Genomic DNA, 22,554 nt, shown 5'->3' on the forward strand with positions numbered 1-22,554 from the left:
TGCTGACTGGCTTTTCACTACCTTAAAACGACTTATTTAGCAGCCATAACACGAACCATTTCCAACACTTTGCTTGAATAGCCCCATTCGTTGTCATACCAAGCTACCAATTTAACGAAGGTTTTATCCAAAGCAATACCGGCATCAGCGTCAAATGTAGAAGTGCATGCTTCGCCACGGAAGTCAGTTGATACGACTTTATCAGTGGTATAACCCAATACACCTTTCATTGCGCCTTCAGACGCTGCTTTCATTGCCGCGCAGATTTCTTCGTATGAGGCTTCTTTGTTCAACTCAACCGTCAAGTCAACGACTGACACATCAGAAGTTGGCACACGGAATGCCATACCGGTTAATTTGCCTTTGATTTCAGGAATTACCACGCCAACGGCTTTTGCAGCGCCAGTTGATGAAGGAATGATGTTTTCCAAAATACCACGGCCACCGCGCCAATCTTTGTTTGATGGACCATCAACGGTTTTTTGCGTTGCAGTTGCTGCATGTACCGTGGTCATCAAACCACGTTTGATACCGAAGTTGTCGTTAAGGACTTTAGCAATCGGCGCCAAGCAATTGGTGGTGCATGAAGCATTAGAGATAATAGCTTCACCGGCATACGTTGCGTTATTCACGCCGTAAACAAACATCGGTGTAGCGTCTTTGCTCGGCGCAGACATGATGACTTTTTTCGCACCAGCAGCTAAATGCTTTTCGCAGGTTTCTTTCGTCAAAAAGAGGCCAGTTGCTTCAACCACAACATCCGCGCCAATTTCGCCCCATTTCAATTCTGCAGGATCTTTGACTGCGGTCAGGCGAATTGTTTTGCCATTCACCACCAATTGGCCATCAACAACCGCAACATCACCTTTGAATTTGCCGTGCACTGAATCGTGCTTGAGCATATAAGCTAGGTAGTCTGGCTCAAGCAAATCGTTAATACCAACGATTTCAATATCATTGGCAAAGTCATAAACAGCTGCGCGAAACACCATACGGCCGATGCGGCCAAAACCATTGATACCAACTTTAATAGTCATGAATCATCTCCAGAAAAGAAATCAAATAAATCGGGACGACTAAGCATGCACCATTCAGAATAGGAGTGCCATTGCGCCACGACAAAGACCATGCAAAAAATACAAACTCACTGCAATACACGCGCAGCGTGCACCACAATCAAAACAGAGCAAACACTATATAGATAAAGCCAGTTTGATTAACAGCTAGGCAAAACGCCTAGCGATAATCTTAACTGTTACTCAGGACGCAAAGCAGCAGCTTCACGCGCTAGCGCAGTAATGCCAGCCCAATCGCCTTTAGCAACCATATCTTTCGGTGCCAACCAAGAGCCGCCAACACAGCCAACATTGGGCAATGCCAATAATTTAGGCGCTGATTCCAAGCTCACGCCGCCAGTTGGGCAGAATAAGATTTGTGGCAATGGACCGCCCATGGCTTTGAGCATACCCAAGCTACCCGCTTGTTCAGCGGGGAATAGCTTCATGGCATCAAAGCCTTCTTCAAGCGCTGCAATCGCTTCAGATGGCGTCATCACGCCTGGCAATAATTGGATACCGCAAGCACGAGCTGCAGCAGCTAATTTAGGCGTCAAACCTGGCGTTACCGCAAATACGGCACCGGCGTCTTTTGCTGCTTGGAATTGCTCTGGACGAACCACGGTGCCCACGCCAACAATCGCACCAGGTACGTTATCAACAATCGCTTTCACCGCAGCCAATGCAGCTTCGGTACGCAAAGTCACTTCTAAGACACGGATGCCGCCTTCAACCAAGGCTTTTGCCAAAGGTACTGCGTGTTCCACGTTTTCGATTACGAGCACCGGCATAACCGAGCACGAGCGCATGATGTCACGAATCTGCATTTTTAACTCTTCCGTTTTACGTTATGAAAATAAGCCGTCAAAAAATAACACAGCCCAAATAAAGCATAGAGTATATCGATCCAAACCAATCAAATCATGACCTAGATCGATATACCGTCAGATATAACCAGAACTACACATACCCAATGCGCTAAGCGCACCATTCTTCATCCTACAGACACTACGAAGCGCTTAATGCGCTAAGCCCATGCTGACCGCGCCTTCTTCGGCACCGGTCGCATTTTGGCGGAAAGTCGCAAACAACTCGCGACCCATGCCGTGTTCATTTTTACTCAGATCCGCTGTCACCACTTCGCGCGCGGCCCACTCAGCGGCATCGACTTGTGCTTCAAGCACGCCGGTTTCGGCATTGAGCAAAATCATATCGCCAGTGCGCACTTTACCTAAGGCACCGCCGGACACCACTTCTGGCGTAATGTGAATTGCAGCAGGTACTTTACCCGACGCGCCCGACATACGACCATCGGTCACCAGTGCCACTTTGAAACCACGATCTTGCAACACGCCCAATGGTGGCGTGAGCTTGTGCAGCTCAGGCATACCGTTAGCACGTGGACCTTGGAAGCGCACCACCGCAATAAAATCACGCTCAAGCTCGCCACGTTTAAAGGCTGCTATCACGTCTTCTTGATCGTCAAACACAATCGCTGGTGCATTCACTACGCGGAATTCAGGCGCAACCGCCGAAGTTTTAATTACCGCACGACCTAAATTACCTTGCAGCAACTTAGTGCCGCCATCGGCTTGGAATGGATTCGCAACGGTGCTCAATACCTCTGCATCACCGGCAACCGTTGGTGCATCACGCCACACCACAACACCATTATCCAAGAAAGGCTCTTGCGCATAATGGCGCAAACCAAAGCCAGCGGCAGTCCACACATCGTTGTGCAACAAACCAGCGTCGAGCAATTCACGAATCACATAGCCCATACCACCAGCGGCGTGGAAGTGGTTCACATCGGCCGCGCCATTTGGATAGACTTTAGCCAACAACGGAATGATGCTTGATAAATCACTAAAGTCAGACCAATCAATCATGACACCAGCTGCACGGGCAATCGCGATCAAGTGAATCGTATGGTTGGTAGAGCCACCCGTAGCCAGCAAGCCAATAATGCCATTGATGATGGTTTTTTCGTCAACCACTTTACCGACGGGAATAAATTCATTACCCAATGATGTAATTTGCGCTGCGCGCTTGGCGGCAGCCATAGTCAATGCATCACGCAATGGTGTGCCTGGATTAGTAAAGGCTGCGCCTGGCAAATGCAGACCCATGATTTCCATCAGCATTTGATTGGAGTTGGCCGTACCAAAGAAAGTACAAGTACCCGCACCGTGGTAAGAGCCTTCTTCTGATGCCAACAGGGCATCGCGCCCTACTTTGCCTTCAGCAAAAAGCTGACGAGTGACATTTTTTTCTTTGTTTGAAATACCGCTGGTCATAGGACCCGCTGGTACAAAAATTGTTGGTAGATGGCCAAACTGTAATGCGCCAATCAACAGACCCGGAACGATTTTGTCGCAAACACCAAGACATAAAGTCGCATCAAACATATTGTGCGACAAAGCCACTGCCGTTGACATCGCGATCACATCACGACTAAACAAGGACAATTCCATCCCTGCTTGACCTTGTGTCACCCCATCACACATTGCTGGCACACCGCCAGCAAACTGTGCCGTTGCGCCAACTTCGTGAGCGGCGCGCTTAATCAATGCTGGAAAAGCGTCAAATGGCTGATGCGCCGACAACATTTCGTTGTATGAAGACACAATGGCCAGATTAGGCTGACGCATTTCACGCAACATGATTTTGTCGGTCTCTGGCATTGCAGCCCAAGCATGCGCCTGATTGGTACAGGCTAAACCTTTACGAACCGGCTCTTTACTTGCAGCGAGCTCCATACGTGCTAAATAACGACCACGAGACGCTTTACTGCGTTCAATAACACGTTGTGTTACTTCGACCAGACGAGGATGCAATGTCATACGGAACTCCTGATAGGCTGAGGGATCAGCACTCAGCTAAAATGCTTATGAAATTTGGCGTAGTTTTACTACAATCAGCGCGCTAGAGCAACCCAAAAAGTACGTCAGCCACTCGCGCTGCAACGCAACATTGGTGTTTAGTACCATGGACTTGACGCGCAAAACGGTAAAAATACCCATAAGGAAAAACTTAAAATCTAAATTCGTTTGCACCGTCATTTAGGCATGTAGTAAGATTACAAAGCTTACTTGTTAACCTGTATCATTTAGGTGCATATTAACCCCCCTTATTATCAGGAAGGATTTGCTGCAATGAACCCGATCGACGCTTTCGACATGGTATTTTTTGGCGGCACTGGTGACTTAGCCTTGCGCAAGTTACTACCGGCACTTTACCACCAACACCAAGACGGCAACCTTCCAAAAGATGGCCGGATTATTTGCTTAGGCCGCAGCCCTTCAGACACGGCAAGCTACACCGCTAAAGCGCAAAGCAAAGCCAAAGAATTTTTAGGTAGCCACTATAACGAAGCCGATTGGGCTCAGTTCGCGGAACGCATCGAATACTTTAAAGTCGATGCCCATACCCTCAGCGACTTCGAGATTTTAGCTGAAGCACTGAATATTTATCCAAATCGTAGCCGTGTATTCTACCTCTCAACTGCGCCAGATTTCTTTGCTCCGATTGCAAAAAATTTAGCGGCAGTCGGTCTTAACCAAGGCAACTCACGCGTCGTACTCGAGAAGCCACTCGGCCACGACTTAGAATCTTCGAATAAAATCAACGATGAAGTCGGCGAATACTTTCAAGAACAGCAAATTTACCGCATTGACCATTACTTGGGTAAAGAGCCGGTTCTGAATTTGATTGCATTGCGTTTTGCCAACACTTTGCTTGAACCGCTATGGCGTCGCGAATGGATTCGCGACGTACAAATCACCGTCACCGAACAAGTTGGCGTCGAAACCCGTGCGGATTTTTATGACAAAACCGGTGCACTGCGCGATATGGTGCAAAACCATCTGTTGCAACTGTTAACGATTGTGGCAATGGAGCCGCCAGCGTCTATTGATGCTGACGCAGTTCGTGACGAAAAACTCAAAGTATTGCGTGCACTCAAACCGCTCACACCTGAAAACGTTCACAACAAAGTGGTACGCGGTCAGTATCGTGCCGGCGCTGTTGGCGGCAAAGCCGTTCCTGGCTATCAAGACGAGCCTGGTGTACCTGCAGGTTCGAAAGCGGAAACCTTTGTGGCATTAAAAGCCGAGATCGAAACTTGGCGTTGGGCTGGCGTGCCGTTCTTCTTGCGTACCGGTAAACGCTTGCAAGAACGTCTGGCTGAAATCGTCATTAATTTCCGTGCAGCGCCGACGTCGATTTTTGGCAAAAACATGCAAGCGAACCGCATGGTGATTCAATTACAACCGGATGAGTCAGTTCGTCTCTACCTGTTGGCCAAAGAACCAGGTCGTGAACGTTTGCGCGAAGTGTATTTGGACTTGGATTTCAAAGAAACCTTCAGCACCCGCAGTCCAGAAGCATATGAACGTTTGTTGATGGATGTCATCAAAGGCGATCTATCCCTGTTTGTACGTCGTGATGAACAACGTGCCGCATGGCGTTGGGTTGAGCCAATTATCGAGAGCTGGGAAAATAGTTCAGAAGGTCCGAAAACCTATACTGCCGGCACTTGGGGCCCAGCAGCATCCTCAGCCCTATTATCTCGCGACGGTTTGTGCTGGCACGAAGAATCTTGATCTGCAACAAACCTTAAAGAGTTTCCCTAAATTTTGACTAGATATGGCAAAATTGGGGAAACTCCGTATTGCATTGCACAATTATAAAACTGGAGATCCACGCATGACGTTGCAATGGCATGAGTTCACAAGTAAAGACGAACTCGACCTCAAACTCGCTCAATCCATTGCCCAACAACTCCAAGCGGCGATTACTGAGCGGGGCTCAGCGAGCCTGGCCGTATCGGGTGGTCGCACACCCGCTGGTATGTTTAAAGCATTGCGCACCAGTGATATTGATTGGTCAAAAGTGATCATTACCTTGGTGGATGAACGCTGGGTACCTATCGATCACGCAGATAGTAATGAACGCCTAACGCGCGAAAATCTATTGCAAGACAATGCAGCTGCAGCGCAGTTTATTTCTATGGTCAACGATGCCGCAACGCCACATGCCGGTCTTGCAGGTATTGAAGCCGAACTCAAAAAAATCAAAGCCCCTATTGATATACTCATCCTAGGTATGGGTGATGATGGTCATACCGCGTCTTTATTCCCTAACGCCGTAGAGCTCGAAGCCGCCTGTGTTTCCACAGACTGGGTCGCCGCAGTCACACCGCCGGTTGCACCGCATTCGCGCATCACGCTTACTTTGCCGACGATTGCAAAAGCACGCAATCTTTACGTGCATATCACCGGCGAAGGCAAAAAAGAATTGCTGCAACACGCCATGCAAGAACAAAAGTCACTGACCGAGCAATATCCAATTCGCCGTGTGCTCGACCAAAGCGAGCAACCTGCTCAGGTTTATTGGACTGCTTAAGTGAACCGTTTTTCCTTTAACTTTTTTCTATCAACGCCAAAGCAGTCATCCTGCTTGGCGTTATTGCGTTTGATTGAGGGCGCTAAATAATGCTCGAACGAATCAAAGCAGTACTCGACACTTTGTCTAAATCCGAACGCAAAGTAGCTGATTTAGTGCTGGCGCAACCCAATTTAGTCGCCAATGCGCCAATTGCCCAAATTGCCGATCTGGCCGCAGTTTCTCAGCCCACCGTGATCCGCTTTTGCCGTTCACTCAATTGCTCAGGATTGCAAGACTTCAAACTACGCCTCACGCGCAGTTTGGTTTCTGGCGTACCGTATGTGCATTCGATGGTTTCTGCGGATGACTCCGCGCACGATTTGGCAAAAAAATTATTCGACAATAATATTTCTCATCTACTGCGTTGTCGTAATGAACTCGATACCGATGTATTAGAAAAAGCCATCAAGATTTTATCTAATACGCCAAAAATTGAAGTTTGGGGACAAGGTCAGTCGGGTGCCGTAGCGATTGATGCGCAGAATAAATTTTTCCGTCTTGGCGTACCGACGGTGGCTTATACCGATCCGCATATGCACGGCATGAGCGCATCGATGCTTAAACCGGGCGATGCGGTGATTGCGGTGTCTAATTCGGGCCGCACTTTAGATATGCTGCGCTCGGTTGAGATTGCGCGTGATTCAGGCGCCGATGTGATCGGCATTACCCATTCCAAATCACCAATGGCCAAACGCTGCAATATTTGTTTGTTTGCCGACACGATGGAAGATCCTGATTTATACACGCCAATGATTACCCGCATCGTGCATTTGGTCATCATCGATGTATTGGCCGTGGGTGTCGCACTCAAACGTGGCCCTGAGCTGATCGATCAGCTTGAGAAAATGAAACGCAATATGAAAGAAAAACGAGTTCGTGGACATGAGCACTAAAAAAATTCGCCCTCACACGGCAATACCTGCAAGCGATCAACAAGGAACGATTCCGATGTCTAACCTAACCTCTTCTCCTGCTTGGCTGGCACTTGCTGAGCACTTCAAAGAAGTGTCACCAATGCATATGCGCGATTTATTTAATAATGATCCGCATCGATTTGAAAGGTTTTCGCTTGAATCGGGTGGTCTATTTTTTGATTACTCAAAAAACAGAATTACCGAAAAAACCATGAGCTTGCTCATGGACTTGGCGCGTCAATCGGGCTTGGTCGATCGCGTTGAAAAAATGTTTTCTGGTGAAAAAATCAACACCACCGAAAATCGTGCCGTACTGCATACCGCATTACGTAATTTAGACCGCACGCCCATCATGGTCGACGGCGAAGACGTGATGCCTAAAGTCAATGCAGTGAAAGAGCAAATTGGCGTTTTTTCCGACAAAGTTCGCTCTGGTGAATGGCAAGGTTACACCGGCAAACCGATTACCGACATTGTGAACATCGGTATTGGTGGTTCAGATTTAGGCCCGTTGATGGTCTGCCAAGCACTCAAAGAATACGGTCACGCTCGTTTAACAATGCACTTTGTTTCAACCGTTGATGGCGACCAAATTGTCTCAACGCTCAAGCAGCTTGATCCTGAAACCACGTTATTTATTGTTGCGTCAAAAACCTTTACCACCCAAGAAACCATTACCAATGCGCGCACCGCCCGCAAATGGTTCTTGTCGAGCGCGCTCGAAGAAAAACACATTGCTAAACACTTTGTTGCCGTTTCGACCAATAGCAAAGCCGTGGCTGAGTTTGGTATCGACATCAACAATATGTTTGAATTCTGGGATTGGGTTGGCGGTCGTTACAGCCTGTGGTCAGCGATTGGCCTGCCAATTGCGATCTTCTTAGGTAAGCATAACTACCAAGATTTGCTGCATGGCGCGTACACCATGGATCAACACTTCCGTGGCAAACCCCTCGAGCAAAATCTACCGGTCATTATGGGGATGCTGGGCATTTGGTATGCCAACTTCTTTGATGCCACTACGTATTTGATCTCTCCGTACAATCAATGCTTGTCGCGCTTTCCAGCCTACTTGCAACAATTGGATATGGAATCAAACGGCAAGTCGATTGATCTCGATGGCAATCGCGTTGATTACGCCACCGGCCCTGTGGTTTGGGGTGATGCGGGTATTAACGGCCAGCACGCATATTATCAAATGCTGCATCAAGGTACCCAGCTACTGCCTATCGACTTTATTGCGACCATTGAGCATCCGGATATTCCAGAGCCACACAGCACCATTTTAATGGCCAATGTGTTTGCCCAAACCGAAGCCTTTATGCGCGGTAAAAATGAAGCCGAAGTTCGAGCCGAACTCGACAAGGCCGGTATTACCGGCGAAGCCCAAGAAAAACTCGTGCCGCACAAGATTTTCAAAGGCAATCGCCCAACCAATACCATTTTGATGCAACGCCTAACGCCACGCCGTTTAGGTGCGTTGATTGCCCTGTATGAACATAAAGTATTCGTCCAAGGCACCGTATGGAATGTCAATTCCTACGATCAATGGGGCGTTGAGCTCGGCAAGCAATTGGCCAAGGCGATCGAGGCGGATCTAACTACCCCAGGTCTGACACATTCGCATGATGCATCGACCAATGGTTTAATCAATTACTACAAGCGGAACACCCCGCGCTAACCCCAAAGGGCGACTACTCGTCGCCTGTTTACAAACAATATCCGAACCGATCATCGGATGTGTACCACAACACCACTCACAAGGTAGATACAAATGGCAGAGCAACTCAATGACCATGATCCACAAGAAACTAAAGAATGGCGCGATGCTTTAGCAAGCGTGATTGAAACTGAGGGCGCTGAGCGTGCTCATTTCTTAGTGGAACAATTGGTCGATCACGCCCGTCAAGACGGTGTCAATATTCCATACACCGCGACCACTGCTTACATCAATACCATTCCAGCGCACTTACAAGCCAAACATCCAGGCAATGCGCATCTTGAAGAACGTATTTTGTCGTATACCCGCTGGAATGCGGCGGCAATGGTGGTTAAAGCCAATCGTTTTGATGGTGATTTAGGTGGCCACGTTTCATCGTTTGCCTCTGCTGCTACTTTGTATGATGTGGGCTGGAATCACTTCTGGCACGCTGCAGACGAAAACCACGGTGGTGACTTAGTTTACGTACAAGGTCATTCAGCGCCTGGCGTTTACGCACGTGCTTTCCTTGAAGGCCGTATCTCTGAAGAGCAACTGAATAAATTCCGTCAAGAAGTTGATGGTGGCGGTTTGTCGTCTTACCCACACCCATGGTTGATGCCTGATTTCTGGCAATTCCCAACGGTATCAATGGGTCTTGGTCCATTAATGGCGATCTACCAAGCGCGCTTTATGAAATACCTCGATGACCGCGGCTTTACGCAAAAAGGCGATCGTCACGTATGGTGCTTCTGTGGTGATGGTGAAATGGATGAGCCAGAATCACTCGGTGCGATTTCACTCGCGGGTCGTGAACACCTCGACAATCTGATTTTTGTGATTAACTGCAACTTGCAACGTCTTGACGGTCCAGTTCGCGGTAATGGCAAAATCATCCAAGAACTCGAAGGCGACTTCCGTGGTTCTGGCTGGAATGTGATTAAAGTCGTTTGGGGCACAGGCTGGGATGCGTTGTTGGCACAAGACAAAAAAGGCTTGTTGCAAAAACGCATGATGGAAGTCGTTGACGGCGAATATCAAACCTACAAATCAAAAGATGGCGCTTATGTTCGCGCACATTTCTTTGGTGCTTACCCAGAATTGCTCGATCTAGTGTCTAGCATGTCCGATGATGACATCTGGCGTCTGACTCGCGGTGGTAATGATCTGTACAAAGTGTATGCAGGTTATAAAGCGGCGGTACAACACAAAGGTCAACCCACCCTATTGCTGGTTAAAACAGTAAAAGGTTTTGGTCTAGGTACCGCTGGCGAATCACAAAACGTGGCCCACAACACGAAAAAATTAGCCAATGACGATTTATTGAACCTGCGTGATCGCTTCAATATCCCATTGACTGACGAACAAGCTGCATCATGCACGTTCTACATGCCACCAGCTGATTCTCCAGAATTGAAATACATGCACGAGCGTCGTAGTGCTTTAGGCGGCTTCTTGCCTAGCCGTAAGCCAGTGGATGAGCCACTCGAAGTGCCAGGTTTAGATCTATTTAAAGGTCTACTTGAGTCTTCAGGTGAGCGTGAAATGTCGACCACTATGGCTTTCGTACGTATTTTGACTGCCTTGGCCAAAGACAAGAAAATCGGTAATCGCGTTGTACCTATCGTTCCGGATGAATCACGCACCTTTGGTATGGAAGGTTTGTTCCGTCAACTCGGTATTTGGTCACACGTAGGCCAATTGTACGAGCCACAAGATGCTGACCAATTGATGTTCTACAAAGAGTCAAAAACCGGTCAAATTTTGCAAGAAGGGATTAACGAAGCTGGCGCGATGAGCGATTGGATCGCGGCATCGACTTCTTACGCCAACCACGGCGTAACCATGATTCCGTTCTACATCTACTACTCAATGTTTGGTTTCCAACGTATCGGTGACTTGGCTTGGGCAGCAGGCGACTTGCGCGCACGCGGTTTCTTGATTGGTGGTACTGCGGGTCGCACGACATTGAATGGCGAAGGCTTGCAGCATCAAGACGGCCATGGTCACTTGTTTGCAGAATTCATCCCAAGCTGCGTATCGTACGATCCAACGTTTGCGTATGAATTGGCGGTGATTGTACAAGACGGTATGCGCCGTATGTACCAAGACCAAGAGAACATCTATTACTACCTGTCAGTCATGAACGAAAACTACACCCAGCCGGCCATGCCAGCGGGTGCAGAAGCGGGCATCCTGAAAGGGATGTATATGTTCCAAGAAGGCCCGAAAGATGCCAAGCTCAAAGTGCAATTGATGGGTTCAGGCACGATTTTCCGTGAAGTAATCCAAGCTGCGGCATTACTTAAAGCCGATTTCGGTATCGAATCTGATATCTGGGCGTGCCCAAGCTTTAACGAATTGCGCCGCAATGGTATGGCTGCTGAGCGTCACAATATGCTCAACCCAATGGGTGAACAAGCCGTGCCATACGTGACCCAATGCTTAACTGGCCGCCAAGGTCCTGTAATCGCTGCAACCGATTACAAACGCGCCTTTGCCGATCAAGTTCGCGAATATGTGCCAGGTCGTTACGTGGTACTCGGTTGCGATGGTTTTGGTCGTTCTGACTCACGCAAACAATTGCGTAAGTTCTTTGAAGTCGACAGCTTCTACGTTGCGGTTGCCGCAATTAAAGCGTTGGCTGACGAAGGCAAGATCGGTAAAGAGAAGGTACTTGAAGCCATGGAAAAATATGGCATCAACCCAGCGAAACCAGCCCCTTGGACAGTGTAATCGAGTGAGTCGTTCTTGCTGGGTATAACCCATAAAACCAAGAACGATCAGAGGGCGAGGCCTATACCTCGCCCCTAACTCTCACCCACACAGGATTTGATGATGAGCAATTTAATTGAAGTAAAAATTCCAGACATCGGCGGGCATGCTGGTGTTGATGTGATCGAAGTCTTCGTCAAAGTTGGCGACACGATCGAAAAAGAACAATCTTTAATCGCACTTGAAACCGACAAAGCGACGATGGAAGTACCGTCAACGCACGCTGGTGTTATTAAAGAAATGAAAATCAAAGTTGGCGATAAAGCCTCTGAAGGCGACGTGGTGTTGTTGCTCGAAGTCAGCGAAGCGGCGCCGGCGCCTGCTGCAGTCGCACCGGTTGCTGCCGTTGCTGCTGCGCCAACTGCTGCCGCACCGGCGAGCAGCGGTGGCCTTGTTGAAGTGAAAGTACCCGATATCGGCGGCCATGCTGGCGTTGACGTGATTGAAGTGTTTGTTAAAGTCGGTGATGTCATCGAAAAAGAGCAATCGCTGATCGCGCTTGAAACTGATAAAGCCACCATGGAAGTGCCATCAACGCACGCTGGCGTGGTTAAAGAAATCAAAATCCAAGTCGGCAGCAAAGCGTCTGAAGGCGATGTGATTTTATTGCTTGAAGTTGCAGCAAGCGCGAACTCACCAGCAGCCACTGTTGCCGTTGCGGCTCCTGTTGCTGCAGCGCCAGCACCGGTCGCAGCAGCCCCTGCAGCCGTAGTAACTGCTGCGCCAGCAGCAAGCACTGCAGTGAATGAAGTGACTTTTAGCAAAGCGCATGCTTCGCCATCAGTGCGTAAATTTGCCCGTGAACTCGGTGTTGATTTAGGCAAAATCAGTGGTAAAGGCCCGAAAGGCCGCATCTTGCATGAAGACGTGCAAAGTTTTGTTAAATCCGTCATGACCAGTGCAGTGGCTTCGTCGCTAGCGGCACCAGCGGCAGGCTCAGGCATTGGCTTGGAATTGTTGCCTTGGCCAAAAGTAGACTTCGCCAAATTCGGCCCGATCGAAAGCAAGCCATTGTCAAAAATCAAAAAGATTTCTGGCGCCAACTTGCATCGCAATTGGGTCGTGATCCCGCACGTCACGTTTAACGACGAGTGCGATATCACTGAACTCGAAGACTTCCGCAAGACCATCGGTAAAGAATGGGAAAAAAGTGGCCTGAAATTGTCACCACTGGCTTTCATTATCAAAGCCGCGGCCGAAGCACTCAAAGCCTTCCCAGAAATGAATTCATCGCTCGATGGCGATAATTTGGTGCTCAAACAGTATTACAACATCGGTTTTGCTGCTGATACACCCAATGGCTTGGTGGTACCTGTCATTAAAAACGTTGACCAAAAAGGCCTCAAACAAATCACCAAAGAATTGAGTGAATTGTCGGCTTTGGCGCGTGATGGCAAGCTCAAACCGACCGATATGCAAGGCGCGACATTCACCATTTCTAGCCTCGGCGGTATCGGTGGCACCAGCTTTACGCCTATCGTGAATGCACCTGAAGTGGCGATTTTGGGCGTATGCAAATCGCAAATCAAACCGATTTGGAATGGCAAAGAATTCACGCCACGCCTGATGTGCCCATTGTCGTTGTCATTCGATCACCGCGTGATCGACGGCGCACAAGCTGGCCGCTTCACTGTGTTCTTGGGTAAATTATTGTCGGATGTTCGTCGACTGGTGCTGTAAGCAGCCTGTAGGGTGGGTTAGGCGGTCTGTTGCCGTAACCCACCAAACCCTCGCGCAATATGGTGGGTTACGCCGATGGCTAACCCACCCTACAGAACTCACAGGATTTTAAAATGAGCAATACGATTGAATTAAAAGTACCCGATATCGGCGGCCATGCTGGTGTTGATGTGATTGAAGTGTTTGTTAAAGTCGGCGATACCGTCGCCGTTGAAGACAGCTTAATCGCACTCGAAACCGACAAAGCAACGATGGAAGTACCGTCAACGCACGCGGGTGTCATTAAAGAAATGCGTTTGACTGCAGGCAGCAAAGCGTCAGAAGGCGACGTGATCGCTATCTTGGAAGTCGCAGCAAGTGCGGCGGCACCAGCGCCAGCTGCAACTGCACCTGCTCAAACTTCGGCACCAGCAGTATCGGCCCCTACACCAGCTGTGGCAACGATTGCAGGTCAATACACCGGCAATGTGGATATTGAATGCGATATGCTGGTCGTTGGCGCAGGCCCTGGCGGTTATTCAGCGGCATTCCGTGCTGCCGACTTAGGCATGAAAACCGTCATTGTTGAGCGTTATGCAACGCTCGGTGGCGTGTGTTTGAATGTCGGCTGCATTCCATCCAAAGCCTTGCTGCACAATGCAGCGGTGATTGATGAAGTGTCGCATATGGCGAAAAACGGGATTAAATTCGGTGCGCCAGAAGTCGATATCGATGCACTACGCGGCTACAAAGAGCAAGTGATTAACAAGCTCACAGGCGGCCTCGCTGGCATGGCGAAAATGCGTAAAGTTGAACAAGTACGCGGTATTGGTACTTTCCTTGACGCTAATCACATGGAAGTTCAAGTCACCAGCGGTACGGGTAAAGATTTAAGCGGCGAGAAAAAAGTCGTTAAATTTAAGCAAGCCGTGATTGCCGCCGGTTCGCAAGCGGTGAAACTACCGTTTATCCCGAATGATCCACGCATTGTAGATTCAACTGGCGCGCTGGAACTCAAATCAGTACCAAAACGCATGTTGATTATCGGCGGCGGGATTATTGGTTTGGAAATGGGCACCGTGTATTCAACTCTGGGCGCTCGTTTAGACGTGGTTGAATTGTCCGACGGCTTGATGCAAGGCGCAGACCGCGACCTCGTTAAAGTATGGCAAGACTGGAACGCACATCGCTTTGACAATATCATGCTCAGCTCAAAAACCACATCAATTGTGCCAAAAGATGACGGTATTTGGGTGACGTTTGAAGGCCCGAAAGCCCCAAGCGAAGCGCAATGCTATGACTTAGTGTTGTACTCAACCGGTCGCTCACCGAACGGCAAGAAAGTTGGCGCAGAAAATGCTGGTGTGATGGTCGACGAGCGTGGTTTTATCAACGTTGATAAACAAATGCGTACCAATGTAGCCAATATCTTCGCGATTGGTGATTTAGTTGGTCAACCCATGTTGGCGCATAAAGCGGTTCATGAAGCACACGTTGCCGCAGAGAACGCCGCCGGTCACAAAGCCTACTTCGACGCACGCGTGATTCCTGGTGTTGCTTATACCGACCCTGAAGTGGCCTGGGTTGGTCTGACCGAAGATCAAGCCAAAAAAGACGGCATCAAAATCACCAAGGGCGTATTCCCATGGGCGGCCTCTGGTCGTGCGATTGCCAATGGCCGCACGGAAGGCTTTACCAAATTGATTTTTGATGCAGAAAACGGCCAAATCCTCGGCGGCGCAATTGTTGGCCCGCACGCTGGCGATATGATTGGTGAAATCTGTCTCGGCATCGAAATGGGCGCAGATGCAGTAGATATCGGCAAGACCATTCATCCTCACCCAACCATGGGCGAATCGATTGGTATGGCCGCCGAAGTGGCAAAAGGTGTTTGTACTGATTTGCCGCCACAGCGCAAAAAGTAAACTGTTGTTATGAGACAAAAAAGCCACGATTTTCGTGGCTTTTTTTATACACTCGCATTTAAAACGATGAGTGGCGGAATACGCAATCTTCAATAAAAACAAATATTTGCCGCAAGAAAACGAGGAAATACATCAATTGCCGCTATGTACTGGCAAGTTTTGCCGACATTTAAGGCATAGCAGGTAAAAAAATGAATTTAGCCATAAAAATATACGTATTTTCCGCATTGCAACATGGCACGCGTCTTGCAATACTTAATTTACAGTGTTGCAAGGAGCAATTCAGATGGCCAGCTATCAACTCAAGCCTCATATTTCTACGGGTTCGCAACAAAAACCAGCAGAACAACTGAGTGATGAAGTGACTGCGCAACTACAGCATTATTTAGAACTCTGTGCGAACTTACGCATTGATTTCTATGATTGCCTTGCACATGCGCGTATTGAATACGATAAAAATCGTCGACATTAAATTTTAGGCAATAAAAAAGCACTCAATGTATTGAGTGCTTTTTTATCTATTGGCGTCCCCACGGGGAATCGAACCCCGGCCGCCGCCGTGAAAGGGCAGTGTTCTAACCGCTAAACTATAGGGACAACTACATCTCAAATTGATCAAAAACCAATTTGATTAAAACTGGTGGAGGTAAGCGGAATCGAACCGCTGACCTCTTGCATGCCATGCAAGCGCTCTACCAACTGAGCTATACCCCCGCACTTACAAATAAACATACAACTTAATACTGGCGTCCCCACGGGGAATCGAACCCCGGCCGCCGCCGTGAAAGGGCAGTGTTCTAACCGCTAAACTATAGGGACTTAAATCTTATTTAACTGATGAACAAACAATCAATTAAATCTAACTGGTGGAGGTAAGCGGAATCGAACCGCTGACCTCTTGCATGCCATGCAAGCGCTCTACCAACTGAGCTATACCCCCAGAGAGAGCAGAATAATAGACGGCAAATTAAAGTACGTCAAGCCTTCTTTAGTTTATTCTGCACTTATTTTTAAATCGGTGCCCACCAATAAGGATCTGTTTCAAAGTTCACCTCAGCGGCCTTCGAATTAGGATAGTTTTGCAATAAAACTCGGCGGGTATCTGCGCTCAATTCCTTCATTCCCAGTTTATCGTAGGATTGAATCATCAAACCTAAAGCATCTTCAACTTGCTTGGTATTGGCATAGTTATCCAGCAATGCACGGCCACGATTGGCTGCGGCTAAATATGCCCCGCGCTGAAAGTAATAACGGCCAACATGCAATTCATACTTTGCCATCGCACCAATTAAATAGCCCATCCGAATTTCAGCATCGCGCGCATATTTACTCTCTGGAAAGCGCTGCACTAAATCACGAAACGAATTGAATGACTCTTTCGCGGCTTTTGGATCACGCTCTGACATATCTTGCTTCGATATATTCGACATAAAACCCTGTGACTCATTAAATGTCACAAGTCCTTTCAGATACAAAGCGTAATCCAAGCTTGGGTGACTTGGATTTTGTTTAATAAAACGATCAATTGCAGCTAAAGCCAATGCTGGCTCTTGATCTTTGTAATAGTTGTAGCCCATCTCCAATTGCGCTTGCTGTGCATAACGCCCGTAAGGGAAACGTGCTTCTAATTTTTCCAGTAGTTTATTAGACGCCTCGTAGCTGCGGCTCACTTGCTCAGATTTAGCCGCAGAGAATAATTTCTCGGCACTCCAGCCCTGAGTTTCATCTGGTTTTTCATTATTAAGCGAAGAACATCCTGCCATTAAGCTAACTAACAAGGCAGAAATCAGGATTCGCGGTAGAATCTTAGTCATGATGCAATCCGATATTGAACTCGACGATTATAACGACTTCGCAGACATCCGTGTTTTGTCTGTGCCCGCCGACTTGGCAGGTACACGCTTGGACGCTGCTTTAGCGAAGATTTTGCCTGATTTTTCCCGCAGCCGCTTGACTACGTGGATTAAAGACGGGCGGGTTTGGGTAGATGACGCAACTGCGCTACCAAAAACCAAACTCTGGGGAGGAGAAACGCTTAAAGTCGACGTGCAGCCCGACCCCAACGAAGTGGCATTTGAAGCCGAAGACATCGAACTCGATGTCCTATACGAAGACGCCACCATTATTATTATCAATAAACCTGCGGGCTTAGTCGTTCATCCGGGTAGCGGCAATTGGTCGGGGACTTTATTAAATGCCCTGCTGTTTCATTACCCTGAATTACGCCAAATCCCACGTGCAGGCATTGTTCATCGCCTTGACAAAGAAACCAGCGGTTTAATGGTTGTGGCACGCACGCTGCAAGCCCAAGTGCACTTAGTCAATCAATTACAAGAGCGCAGCGTTAAACGCCATTATCTCGCCGTTGCCAGCGGTCTAATCCATGCTGACGGCACGGTTGATGCGCCGATTGGTCGTCACCCGAAAGATCGCGTAAAAATGGCTGTGGTTCGAAGCGGTAAACCCTCGATTACGCATTACCATGTTTTAGAGCGTTTTAACGCTTATACCCTGATTGAATGCCGCTTAGAAACCGGTCGAACCCATCAAATTCGTGTGCATATGGCACATATTAAACATCCACTCGCCGCCGATCCCGTTTATGGCGTAGCGCCTAAAATGGATACCAGCAACGAAGTGCGAATGGCGCTCGACGAGCTGAATCGCCAAGCATTGCACGCAAGAAAACTCTCTTTAGTTCATCCTGAGAGTGGTAAAACCATGACGTGGAAAGCGGCAGTTCCATTTGATTTGGAGCAGCTGATTGGTACCTTGCGCGCAGATGTTGGATTAAGCCAAGACGATTTCGACGACGATGATGAAGGCGAAGACGATCATGACTGTGAACTCATTTATGTCCGTGAATAATACCTATTTGTTAAATCCGATTTGGCCCGCTCCTGCGAATGTGCAGGCCAAACAAACCACGCGGCATGGCGGTGTCAGTGTGGCGCCTTATGCCAGCTTCAATCTGGGCGACCATGTTGGCGATGATATAGAGGCCGTCACTGCCAATCGGCAACAACTGCCCCACCCTGCTGCTTGGCTCAAGCAAACCCACAATACCATTGTGGTTGATGCTGCAGAAATTCATGCGCCCATCGAGGCCGATGCCAGCATTAGCCGCACTAAAGGCGCAGTCTGCGTCGTGATGACTGCTGATTGTTTGCCGGTTTTACTTTGTGATCAGCATGGAACTGTGGTTGCGGCGGCGCACGCGGGTTGGCGTGGCCTTTGTGATGGCGTAATTGAAAATACCGTGCAAGCGATGGCGGTTCCCAGCAATACTTTAATGGCGTGGTTGGGCCCAGCAATTGGGCCGAACGCTTTTGAAGTGGGCGACGAAGTCAGAGCTGCATTTATGCAGCATGATGCCGCAGCAGTTGCGGCATTTACTGTGAGCAGCAACGGCAAGTGGCTGGCTGATATGTATTTATTGGCACGCCAACGGCTCAATGCACTCGGTATTACGGCCATTTATGGTGGTGGCGAATGTACCTTTACCGATAGCGAAAATTATTTTTCCTATCGCCGTGACGGTATCACAGGCCGCATGGCCAGCTTGATTTGGCTGGAATAACTCAGCTAGATAGCGGGCATGAATACAACACAGTAAAAAATCTTTATCTACCTACATAATGGGTATTTGATCGCAAATCATATTCACAATGGCTTGCGATCAAATACCCTTATTCGTATCGCCATATTAAGACAACAAGCAAACAATGATTTAACAACTTATTCTTGCTCTAAATTTTGCTGCTCGAATTTGGTTTCGGCTTTTTTCTTTTGCACACTGCGTTTTAGCCAAAAAATCAGCCATGTTGGCAACACTGCCAAGGTAATAAAGAAAAACAGCCCAAGTATCCAATTGCTTGCCCCCACCACGGCGGCAAACATCACAATCACAAACAAGTAACCAATTAATAAGATATACATCAGCAACCTCAAAAAAAGGCGCCTATGGCGCCTCTTTTAATATTTTAACGCATGCAATTTAAGCGCGCTTATCGTGCTCAATCAAGGCGTAGGCCGAGTGATTATGAATCGATTCAAAGTTTTCTGATTCAACCACATAAGCAACAACCCGTGGCTCATTATTCAAACTGGCAGCCACATCGCGCACCATGTCTTCAACAAACTTCGGATTATCATACGCACGTTCAGTCACGTATTTTTCATCTGGGCGTTTTAATAAACCATACAACTCGCAAGACGCTTGCTTCTCTACCATCTCAACGATTTCTTCGATCCATACATGCTGGCCCAAAGTGGCACTAATGGTCACGTGTGAACGCTGATTATGTGCACCGTATTCCGAGATTTTTTTCGAGCAAGGGCAAAGACTCGTCACTGGCACGAGGACTTTGAGTGTTTGTGTAAATACGCCGTCTTTTAACTCGCCAATCAGCGAAACATCATAGTCGAGCAAGCTTTTCACGCCTGAAACCGGTGCCGTTTTATTGATAAAAAACGGGAAGCGCATTTCTAAATAGCCCGCTTCAGCTTCTAAACGTTCACACATTTGACGCAAAATCGCTTCAAATGATTCCACTGAAATTTCTTTGTTGTGACTATTTAAAATCTCAACAAAGCGCGACATATGCGTGCCTTTGAAGTGCTGTGGCAAAAAGACATACATATCAAAAGTAGCAACAGTATGTTGCACCCCATCAGCGCGATCCGCGACTTGTACTGGATGGCGGATCGACTTGATACCGACTTTGTTAATCGCAATATTGCGGGTATCCACTGTGTTTTGCACGTCGGCAATCACCACGCTCATCGGAATCTCACTTCAAAAGAATTAATTGGATAAGTTGATTATACCCTGAGCCCAATACCCGAGCAAACCAGTCGGGAATTGCATTTATCAATCGCTGCGATTACTTCTGGCTAAACGCCGTCAATATTTGCCCGATATAGCGGGTATAACTCGCTAGCGCTTGATCAATATGCGGCACCAGCATCGGTAAAGAAAAATACATCGCGGCAAAACCTACCGCTAAAGTCAGTGGAAAACCCACTGCAAATACATTTAATTGCGGCGCAGCTCGCGTCATTACACCAATCGCTAAATTGGTAATCAATAACGCCGCCAACACCGGCAAGGACAGCAACACCGCTGTGCGAAACACAATCGCACCTAAATTGGCAATTTGTTTAAAGCCCCCCGCTGAAAGCGATATGCCCCCCACAGGCAGCTGCACCATGCTGTCAATTAATACCTGCAACACCATTAAATGACCGCTAATGGACAAAAACGCCAGCAGCATAAATAAACTCATCAACTGAGAAATCACCAAGCTATTGGTAGCGCTTTGTGGTGAATAAAACGTGGCAAAACCTAAACCCATTTGCAAACCCGACAAATGCCCTGCCAGCTCCACCGCACTAAAAATAAGCCGCATCACAAAGCCCATTGATAAGCCAATCAATAGCTCACGCAATGCAATCAACATTCCTTCGGGAGAGACTACAGCAACGCTTGGCATTGTCGGCAATAAGGGCGCCACTAGCATCGTGAGTAACAATGCCAAGCCAACACGCACTTTAATCGGGATCGCGCGACTAGAAAAAAATGGATCCGCCAGCAACAGACCCAAAATACGTAAGAATGGCCACCAGAATAACGCCAGCCAAATTTCAATTTGGACTTGAGTAACCGTAATCATCCAATCAACTGAGGAATGCTTTGATACAGGCGGATGGTGTAATCACTGATGGTTTCAATCATCCATGGCAAAGCGAGCACCAGCACCAAAAAACAGGCCAGGATTTTAGGGATAAACGACAGTGTGGCCTCATTAATCTGCGTTGCCGCCTGAAAAATACTCACAATCAAACCAGCAATAAGCGCCGTGAGCAACACTGGCGCGCCCAGCAAAATCATTACTTCCATCGCTCTTTGCAATAAAGTCACTACCGTTTCTGGTGTCATGATTAACTCGGAATATAAAAACTTTGCACCAAGGAGCCCATCAAGAGCGTCCAGCCATCAACCAGTACAAACAACATAATTTTAAATGGCAAAGAAATAATCACCGGAGACACCATCATCATCCCCATCGCCATCAAAATACTGGCAATGACTAAATCAATAATTAAAAACGGAATAATGACCAAAAAACCAATTTGAAAAGCGGTTTTGAGCTCGCTAGTCACAAACGCCGGTACCAACACACGCAAACTCACGTCTTCTGGGCCATTCGGTGCTTTGGCACCGGACACCTCGATAAAAAACGCCAAGTCTTTTTGCCGTGTTTGCTTGAGCATAAAATCTTTCAGCGGCACAGCGCCTTGTTCTAAGGCTTGATTAAAGGTGATTTTCTGTTCCGAAAAAGGCTGATAAGCCGTGGCGTAAATTTTGTCAAAAGTCGGCGCCATAATAAACAACGTCAAAAACAAGGACAAACCCACAATCACTTGATTGGGCGGACTTTGCATCGTTCCCAAGGCTTGCCGCAACAAAGACAGCACAATGATAATTCGCGTAAACGACGTCATCATCAACAACATCGCCGGAATAAAGCCCAGCGCAGTCATAAACAGCAAGGTTTGAATCGGCAAAGAATACGCCGTTCCAGCCGCTGTTTGTGACGAACTCATAAAGGGTATACCCGCAGGCTCCGCAGCCAACAATACCGGGCAAAGCAATACCCCAGCGAGTAGAACGATTCTCTTCATAATGAGGTCTTCCGTTTAGCCATTGCCGCTTGCAGCCATTGTGCAAAAGCTGGGGTTGCTGGCGTGGTCTCCACATCGGCGGGTTTGTCCAGCGTATGCAGCAAATTGACTTGCTGATGAGTGACGCCAACAACCAGCCAAGTCCCATCCACCTCAACAATCACCACCCGTTCTTTGGTGCCCACCATCACCCCAGAAACAACGCGCAAATGCGGATTACCAGCCCCCGGCACTAAGGCATATCGGCGCATCAGCCAAGCGCCGCCAACAATACAAGCGAGCACCAGCAACAAAGCAAAAATCACTTGAATCAGCTGCCCAACACCCGGTCCCGGTGCAGTTTGCGCTGCCGTTGCAGCCATAACGGAGAACGGCAGCCCCACAAGGCTGCC

Annotated in this window: 20 protein-coding genes and 4 tRNA genes; 10 read left to right on the forward strand and 14 right to left on the reverse strand. The window is 48.1% G+C overall.

Annotated features, from left to right (window positions below; genetic code table 11):
- Positions 1-32 precede the first annotated feature (32 nt).
- From gap to edd, 3 genes are all read right to left on the reverse strand, one after another.
- Positions 33-1,037: a type I glyceraldehyde-3-phosphate dehydrogenase gene (gene gap / locus K4H25_RS14745; protein WP_221021172.1), complete on the reverse strand. Its 1,005-nt coding sequence runs from the start codon at positions 1,035-1,037 to the stop codon at positions 33-35.
- 218 nt (positions 1,038-1,255) lie between these two features.
- A complete protein-coding gene (gene eda, locus K4H25_RS14750) occupies positions 1,256-1,882 on the reverse strand; it encodes a bifunctional 4-hydroxy-2-oxoglutarate aldolase/2-dehydro-3-deoxy-phosphogluconate aldolase (RefSeq protein WP_221021173.1) in 627 nt (208 codons plus the stop codon).
- A gap of 192 nt (positions 1,883-2,074) precedes the next feature.
- Positions 2,075-3,898, reverse strand: coding sequence for a phosphogluconate dehydratase (edd, locus tag K4H25_RS14755; protein ID WP_221021174.1), 1,824 nt, complete (start codon positions 3,896-3,898; stop codon positions 2,075-2,077).
- Positions 3,899-4,210: 312 nt separating this feature from the next.
- Between edd and zwf the strand changes: the two genes are divergently transcribed.
- The 8 genes from zwf (at position 4,211) to K4H25_RS14795 (ending at position 15,947) form a co-directional block, all read left to right on the forward strand.
- Complete coding sequence (gene zwf / locus K4H25_RS14760; protein WP_221021175.1) at positions 4,211-5,659, forward strand: glucose-6-phosphate dehydrogenase; 1,449 nt, start codon at positions 4,211-4,213, stop codon at positions 5,657-5,659.
- Positions 5,660-5,762: 103 nt separating this feature from the next.
- Positions 5,763-6,461 (forward strand): 6-phosphogluconolactonase, encoded by a 699-nt coding sequence (gene pgl / locus K4H25_RS14765; protein ID WP_221021176.1) that lies wholly within the window; start codon positions 5,763-5,765, stop codon positions 6,459-6,461.
- 89 nt (positions 6,462-6,550) lie between these two features.
- Positions 6,551-7,396, forward strand: a complete 846-nt coding sequence (gene hexR / locus K4H25_RS14770) for a transcriptional regulator HexR (protein ID WP_173532233.1) — start codon at positions 6,551-6,553, stop codon at positions 7,394-7,396.
- Between the two features lie 55 nt (positions 7,397-7,451).
- Complete coding sequence (gene pgi / locus K4H25_RS14775) at positions 7,452-9,098, forward strand: glucose-6-phosphate isomerase (protein WP_221021177.1); 1,647 nt, start codon at positions 7,452-7,454, stop codon at positions 9,096-9,098.
- Positions 9,099-9,191: 93 nt separating this feature from the next.
- Positions 9,192-11,852, forward strand: a complete 2,661-nt coding sequence (aceE, locus tag K4H25_RS14780) for a pyruvate dehydrogenase (acetyl-transferring), homodimeric type (protein ID WP_221021178.1) — start codon at positions 9,192-9,194, stop codon at positions 11,850-11,852.
- A gap of 102 nt (positions 11,853-11,954) precedes the next feature.
- A complete protein-coding gene (gene aceF / locus K4H25_RS14785) occupies positions 11,955-13,571 on the forward strand; it encodes a dihydrolipoyllysine-residue acetyltransferase (protein ID WP_221022969.1) in 1,617 nt (538 codons plus the stop codon).
- Between the two features lie 113 nt (positions 13,572-13,684).
- On the forward strand, positions 13,685-15,475 hold the full coding sequence (gene lpdA / locus K4H25_RS14790) for a dihydrolipoyl dehydrogenase (protein ID WP_221021179.1): 1,791 nt from the start codon (positions 13,685-13,687) through the stop codon (positions 15,473-15,475).
- Positions 15,476-15,761: 286 nt separating this feature from the next.
- Positions 15,762-15,947, forward strand: a complete 186-nt coding sequence (locus tag K4H25_RS14795) for a hypothetical protein (RefSeq protein ID WP_221021180.1) — start codon at positions 15,762-15,764, stop codon at positions 15,945-15,947.
- Between the two features lie 50 nt (positions 15,948-15,997).
- Here K4H25_RS14795 and K4H25_RS14800 read toward each other — a convergent pair.
- From K4H25_RS14800 to K4H25_RS14820, 5 genes are all read right to left on the reverse strand, one after another.
- Positions 15,998-16,072: transfer RNA gene (locus K4H25_RS14800), tRNA-Glu, on the reverse strand.
- Between the two features lie 41 nt (positions 16,073-16,113).
- Positions 16,114-16,189 (reverse strand) — tRNA-Ala (locus K4H25_RS14805).
- A 30-nt stretch (positions 16,190-16,219) separates the two neighbouring features.
- Positions 16,220-16,294: transfer RNA gene (locus K4H25_RS14810), tRNA-Glu, on the reverse strand.
- 45 nt (positions 16,295-16,339) lie between these two features.
- Positions 16,340-16,415, reverse strand: a tRNA-Ala gene (locus K4H25_RS14815).
- 70 nt (positions 16,416-16,485) lie between these two features.
- Positions 16,486-17,289: an outer membrane protein assembly factor BamD gene (locus tag K4H25_RS14820; protein WP_221021181.1), complete on the reverse strand. Its 804-nt coding sequence runs from the start codon at positions 17,287-17,289 to the stop codon at positions 16,486-16,488.
- Between K4H25_RS14820 and rluD the strand changes: the two genes are divergently transcribed.
- Both rluD and pgeF read left to right on the forward strand, forming a co-directional pair.
- Positions 17,288-18,343, forward strand: a complete 1,056-nt coding sequence (gene rluD, locus K4H25_RS14825) for a 23S rRNA pseudouridine(1911/1915/1917) synthase RluD (RefSeq protein ID WP_374706350.1) — start codon at positions 17,288-17,290, stop codon at positions 18,341-18,343. The genes K4H25_RS14820 and rluD overlap by 2 nt on opposite strands.
- Positions 18,312-19,055, forward strand: a complete 744-nt coding sequence (gene pgeF / locus K4H25_RS14830) for a peptidoglycan editing factor PgeF (RefSeq protein ID WP_255587733.1) — start codon at positions 18,312-18,314, stop codon at positions 19,053-19,055. Before rluD ends, pgeF begins: the two co-directional genes overlap by 32 nt.
- A gap of 158 nt (positions 19,056-19,213) precedes the next feature.
- Here the strand turns inward: pgeF and K4H25_RS14835 are convergent, their stop codons facing one another.
- The 6 genes from K4H25_RS14835 to fliO all read right to left on the reverse strand — a co-directional run bounded on the left by K4H25_RS14835 (position 19,214) and on the right by fliO (position 22,524).
- Complete coding sequence (locus K4H25_RS14835; RefSeq protein ID WP_221021182.1) at positions 19,214-19,414, reverse strand: hypothetical protein; 201 nt, start codon at positions 19,412-19,414, stop codon at positions 19,214-19,216.
- Between the two features lie 58 nt (positions 19,415-19,472).
- Positions 19,473-20,261 carry a GTP cyclohydrolase FolE2 gene (folE2, locus tag K4H25_RS14840; RefSeq protein WP_221021183.1) on the reverse strand — a complete coding sequence of 263 codons (789 nt, stop codon included), beginning with the start codon at positions 20,259-20,261 and terminating at the stop codon, positions 19,473-19,475.
- 100 nt (positions 20,262-20,361) lie between these two features.
- The gene (gene fliR, locus K4H25_RS14845) at positions 20,362-21,150 is read right to left on the reverse strand and encodes a flagellar biosynthetic protein FliR (RefSeq protein ID WP_221021184.1); all 789 of its coding nucleotides are present in this window, start codon (positions 21,148-21,150) and stop codon (positions 20,362-20,364) included.
- On the reverse strand, positions 21,147-21,416 hold the full coding sequence (gene fliQ / locus K4H25_RS14850) for a flagellar biosynthesis protein FliQ (RefSeq protein ID WP_182075536.1): 270 nt from the start codon (positions 21,414-21,416) through the stop codon (positions 21,147-21,149). Before fliQ ends, fliR begins: the two co-directional genes overlap by 4 nt.
- A 2-nt stretch (positions 21,417-21,418) precedes the next feature.
- The gene (gene fliP / locus K4H25_RS14855) at positions 21,419-22,162 is read right to left on the reverse strand and encodes a flagellar type III secretion system pore protein FliP (RefSeq protein WP_221021185.1); all 744 of its coding nucleotides are present in this window, start codon (positions 22,160-22,162) and stop codon (positions 21,419-21,421) included.
- Positions 22,159-22,524 (reverse strand): flagellar biosynthetic protein FliO, encoded by a 366-nt coding sequence (gene fliO, locus K4H25_RS14860; RefSeq protein ID WP_221021186.1) that lies wholly within the window; start codon positions 22,522-22,524, stop codon positions 22,159-22,161. The genes fliP and fliO overlap by 4 nt, the downstream gene beginning before the upstream one ends.
- Between the last annotated feature and the right edge of the window lie 30 nt (positions 22,525-22,554).

It is taken from the genome of Deefgea piscis (genome assembly GCF_019665785.1).
In the GTDB taxonomy this organism is placed as follows: Bacteria; Pseudomonadota; Gammaproteobacteria; order Burkholderiales; family Chitinibacteraceae; genus Deefgea.

Bases quoted from the DNA above. Each gene is read 5' to 3' on its own strand.
- aceF (WP_221022969.1), top strand. From the start codon at position 11,955: ATGAGCAATTTAATTGAAGTAAAAATTCCAGACATCGGCGGGCATGCT.
- edd (WP_221021174.1), bottom strand. From the start codon at position 3,898: ATGACATTGCATCCTCGTCTGGTCGAAGTAACACAACGTGTTATTGAA.
- fliO (WP_221021186.1), bottom strand. From the start codon at position 22,524: ATGGCTGCAACGGCAGCGCAAACTGCACCGGGACCGGGTGTTGGGCAG.
- eda (WP_221021173.1), bottom strand. From the start codon at position 1,882: ATGCAGATTCGTGACATCATGCGCTCGTGCTCGGTTATGCCGGTGCTC.
- gap (WP_221021172.1), bottom strand. From the start codon at position 1,037: ATGACTATTAAAGTTGGTATCAATGGTTTTGGCCGCATCGGCCGTATG.
- hexR (WP_173532233.1), top strand. From the start codon at position 6,551: ATGCTCGAACGAATCAAAGCAGTACTCGACACTTTGTCTAAATCCGAA.
- pgi (WP_221021177.1), top strand. From the start codon at position 7,452: ATGTCTAACCTAACCTCTTCTCCTGCTTGGCTGGCACTTGCTGAGCAC.
- fliP (WP_221021185.1), bottom strand. From the start codon at position 22,162: ATGAAGAGAATCGTTCTACTCGCTGGGGTATTGCTTTGCCCGGTATTG.
- aceE (WP_221021178.1), top strand. From the start codon at position 9,192: ATGGCAGAGCAACTCAATGACCATGATCCACAAGAAACTAAAGAATGG.
- pgl (WP_221021176.1), top strand. From the start codon at position 5,763: ATGACGTTGCAATGGCATGAGTTCACAAGTAAAGACGAACTCGACCTC.
- fliR (WP_221021184.1), bottom strand. From the start codon at position 21,150: ATGATTACGGTTACTCAAGTCCAAATTGAAATTTGGCTGGCGTTATTC.
- rluD (WP_374706350.1), top strand. From the start codon at position 17,288: ATGATGCAATCCGATATTGAACTCGACGATTATAACGACTTCGCAGAC.
- lpdA (WP_221021179.1), top strand. From the start codon at position 13,685: ATGAGCAATACGATTGAATTAAAAGTACCCGATATCGGCGGCCATGCT.
- zwf (WP_221021175.1), top strand. From the start codon at position 4,211: ATGAACCCGATCGACGCTTTCGACATGGTATTTTTTGGCGGCACTGGT.
- K4H25_RS14795 (WP_221021180.1), top strand. From the start codon at position 15,762: ATGGCCAGCTATCAACTCAAGCCTCATATTTCTACGGGTTCGCAACAA.
- K4H25_RS14835 (WP_221021182.1), bottom strand. From the start codon at position 19,414: ATGTATATCTTATTAATTGGTTACTTGTTTGTGATTGTGATGTTTGCC.
- pgeF (WP_255587733.1), top strand. From the start codon at position 18,312: ATGACTGTGAACTCATTTATGTCCGTGAATAATACCTATTTGTTAAAT.
- K4H25_RS14820 (WP_221021181.1), bottom strand. From the start codon at position 17,289: ATGACTAAGATTCTACCGCGAATCCTGATTTCTGCCTTGTTAGTTAGC.
- folE2 (WP_221021183.1), bottom strand. From the start codon at position 20,261: ATGAGCGTGGTGATTGCCGACGTGCAAAACACAGTGGATACCCGCAAT.
- fliQ (WP_182075536.1), bottom strand. From the start codon at position 21,416: ATGACACCAGAAACGGTAGTGACTTTATTGCAAAGAGCGATGGAAGTA.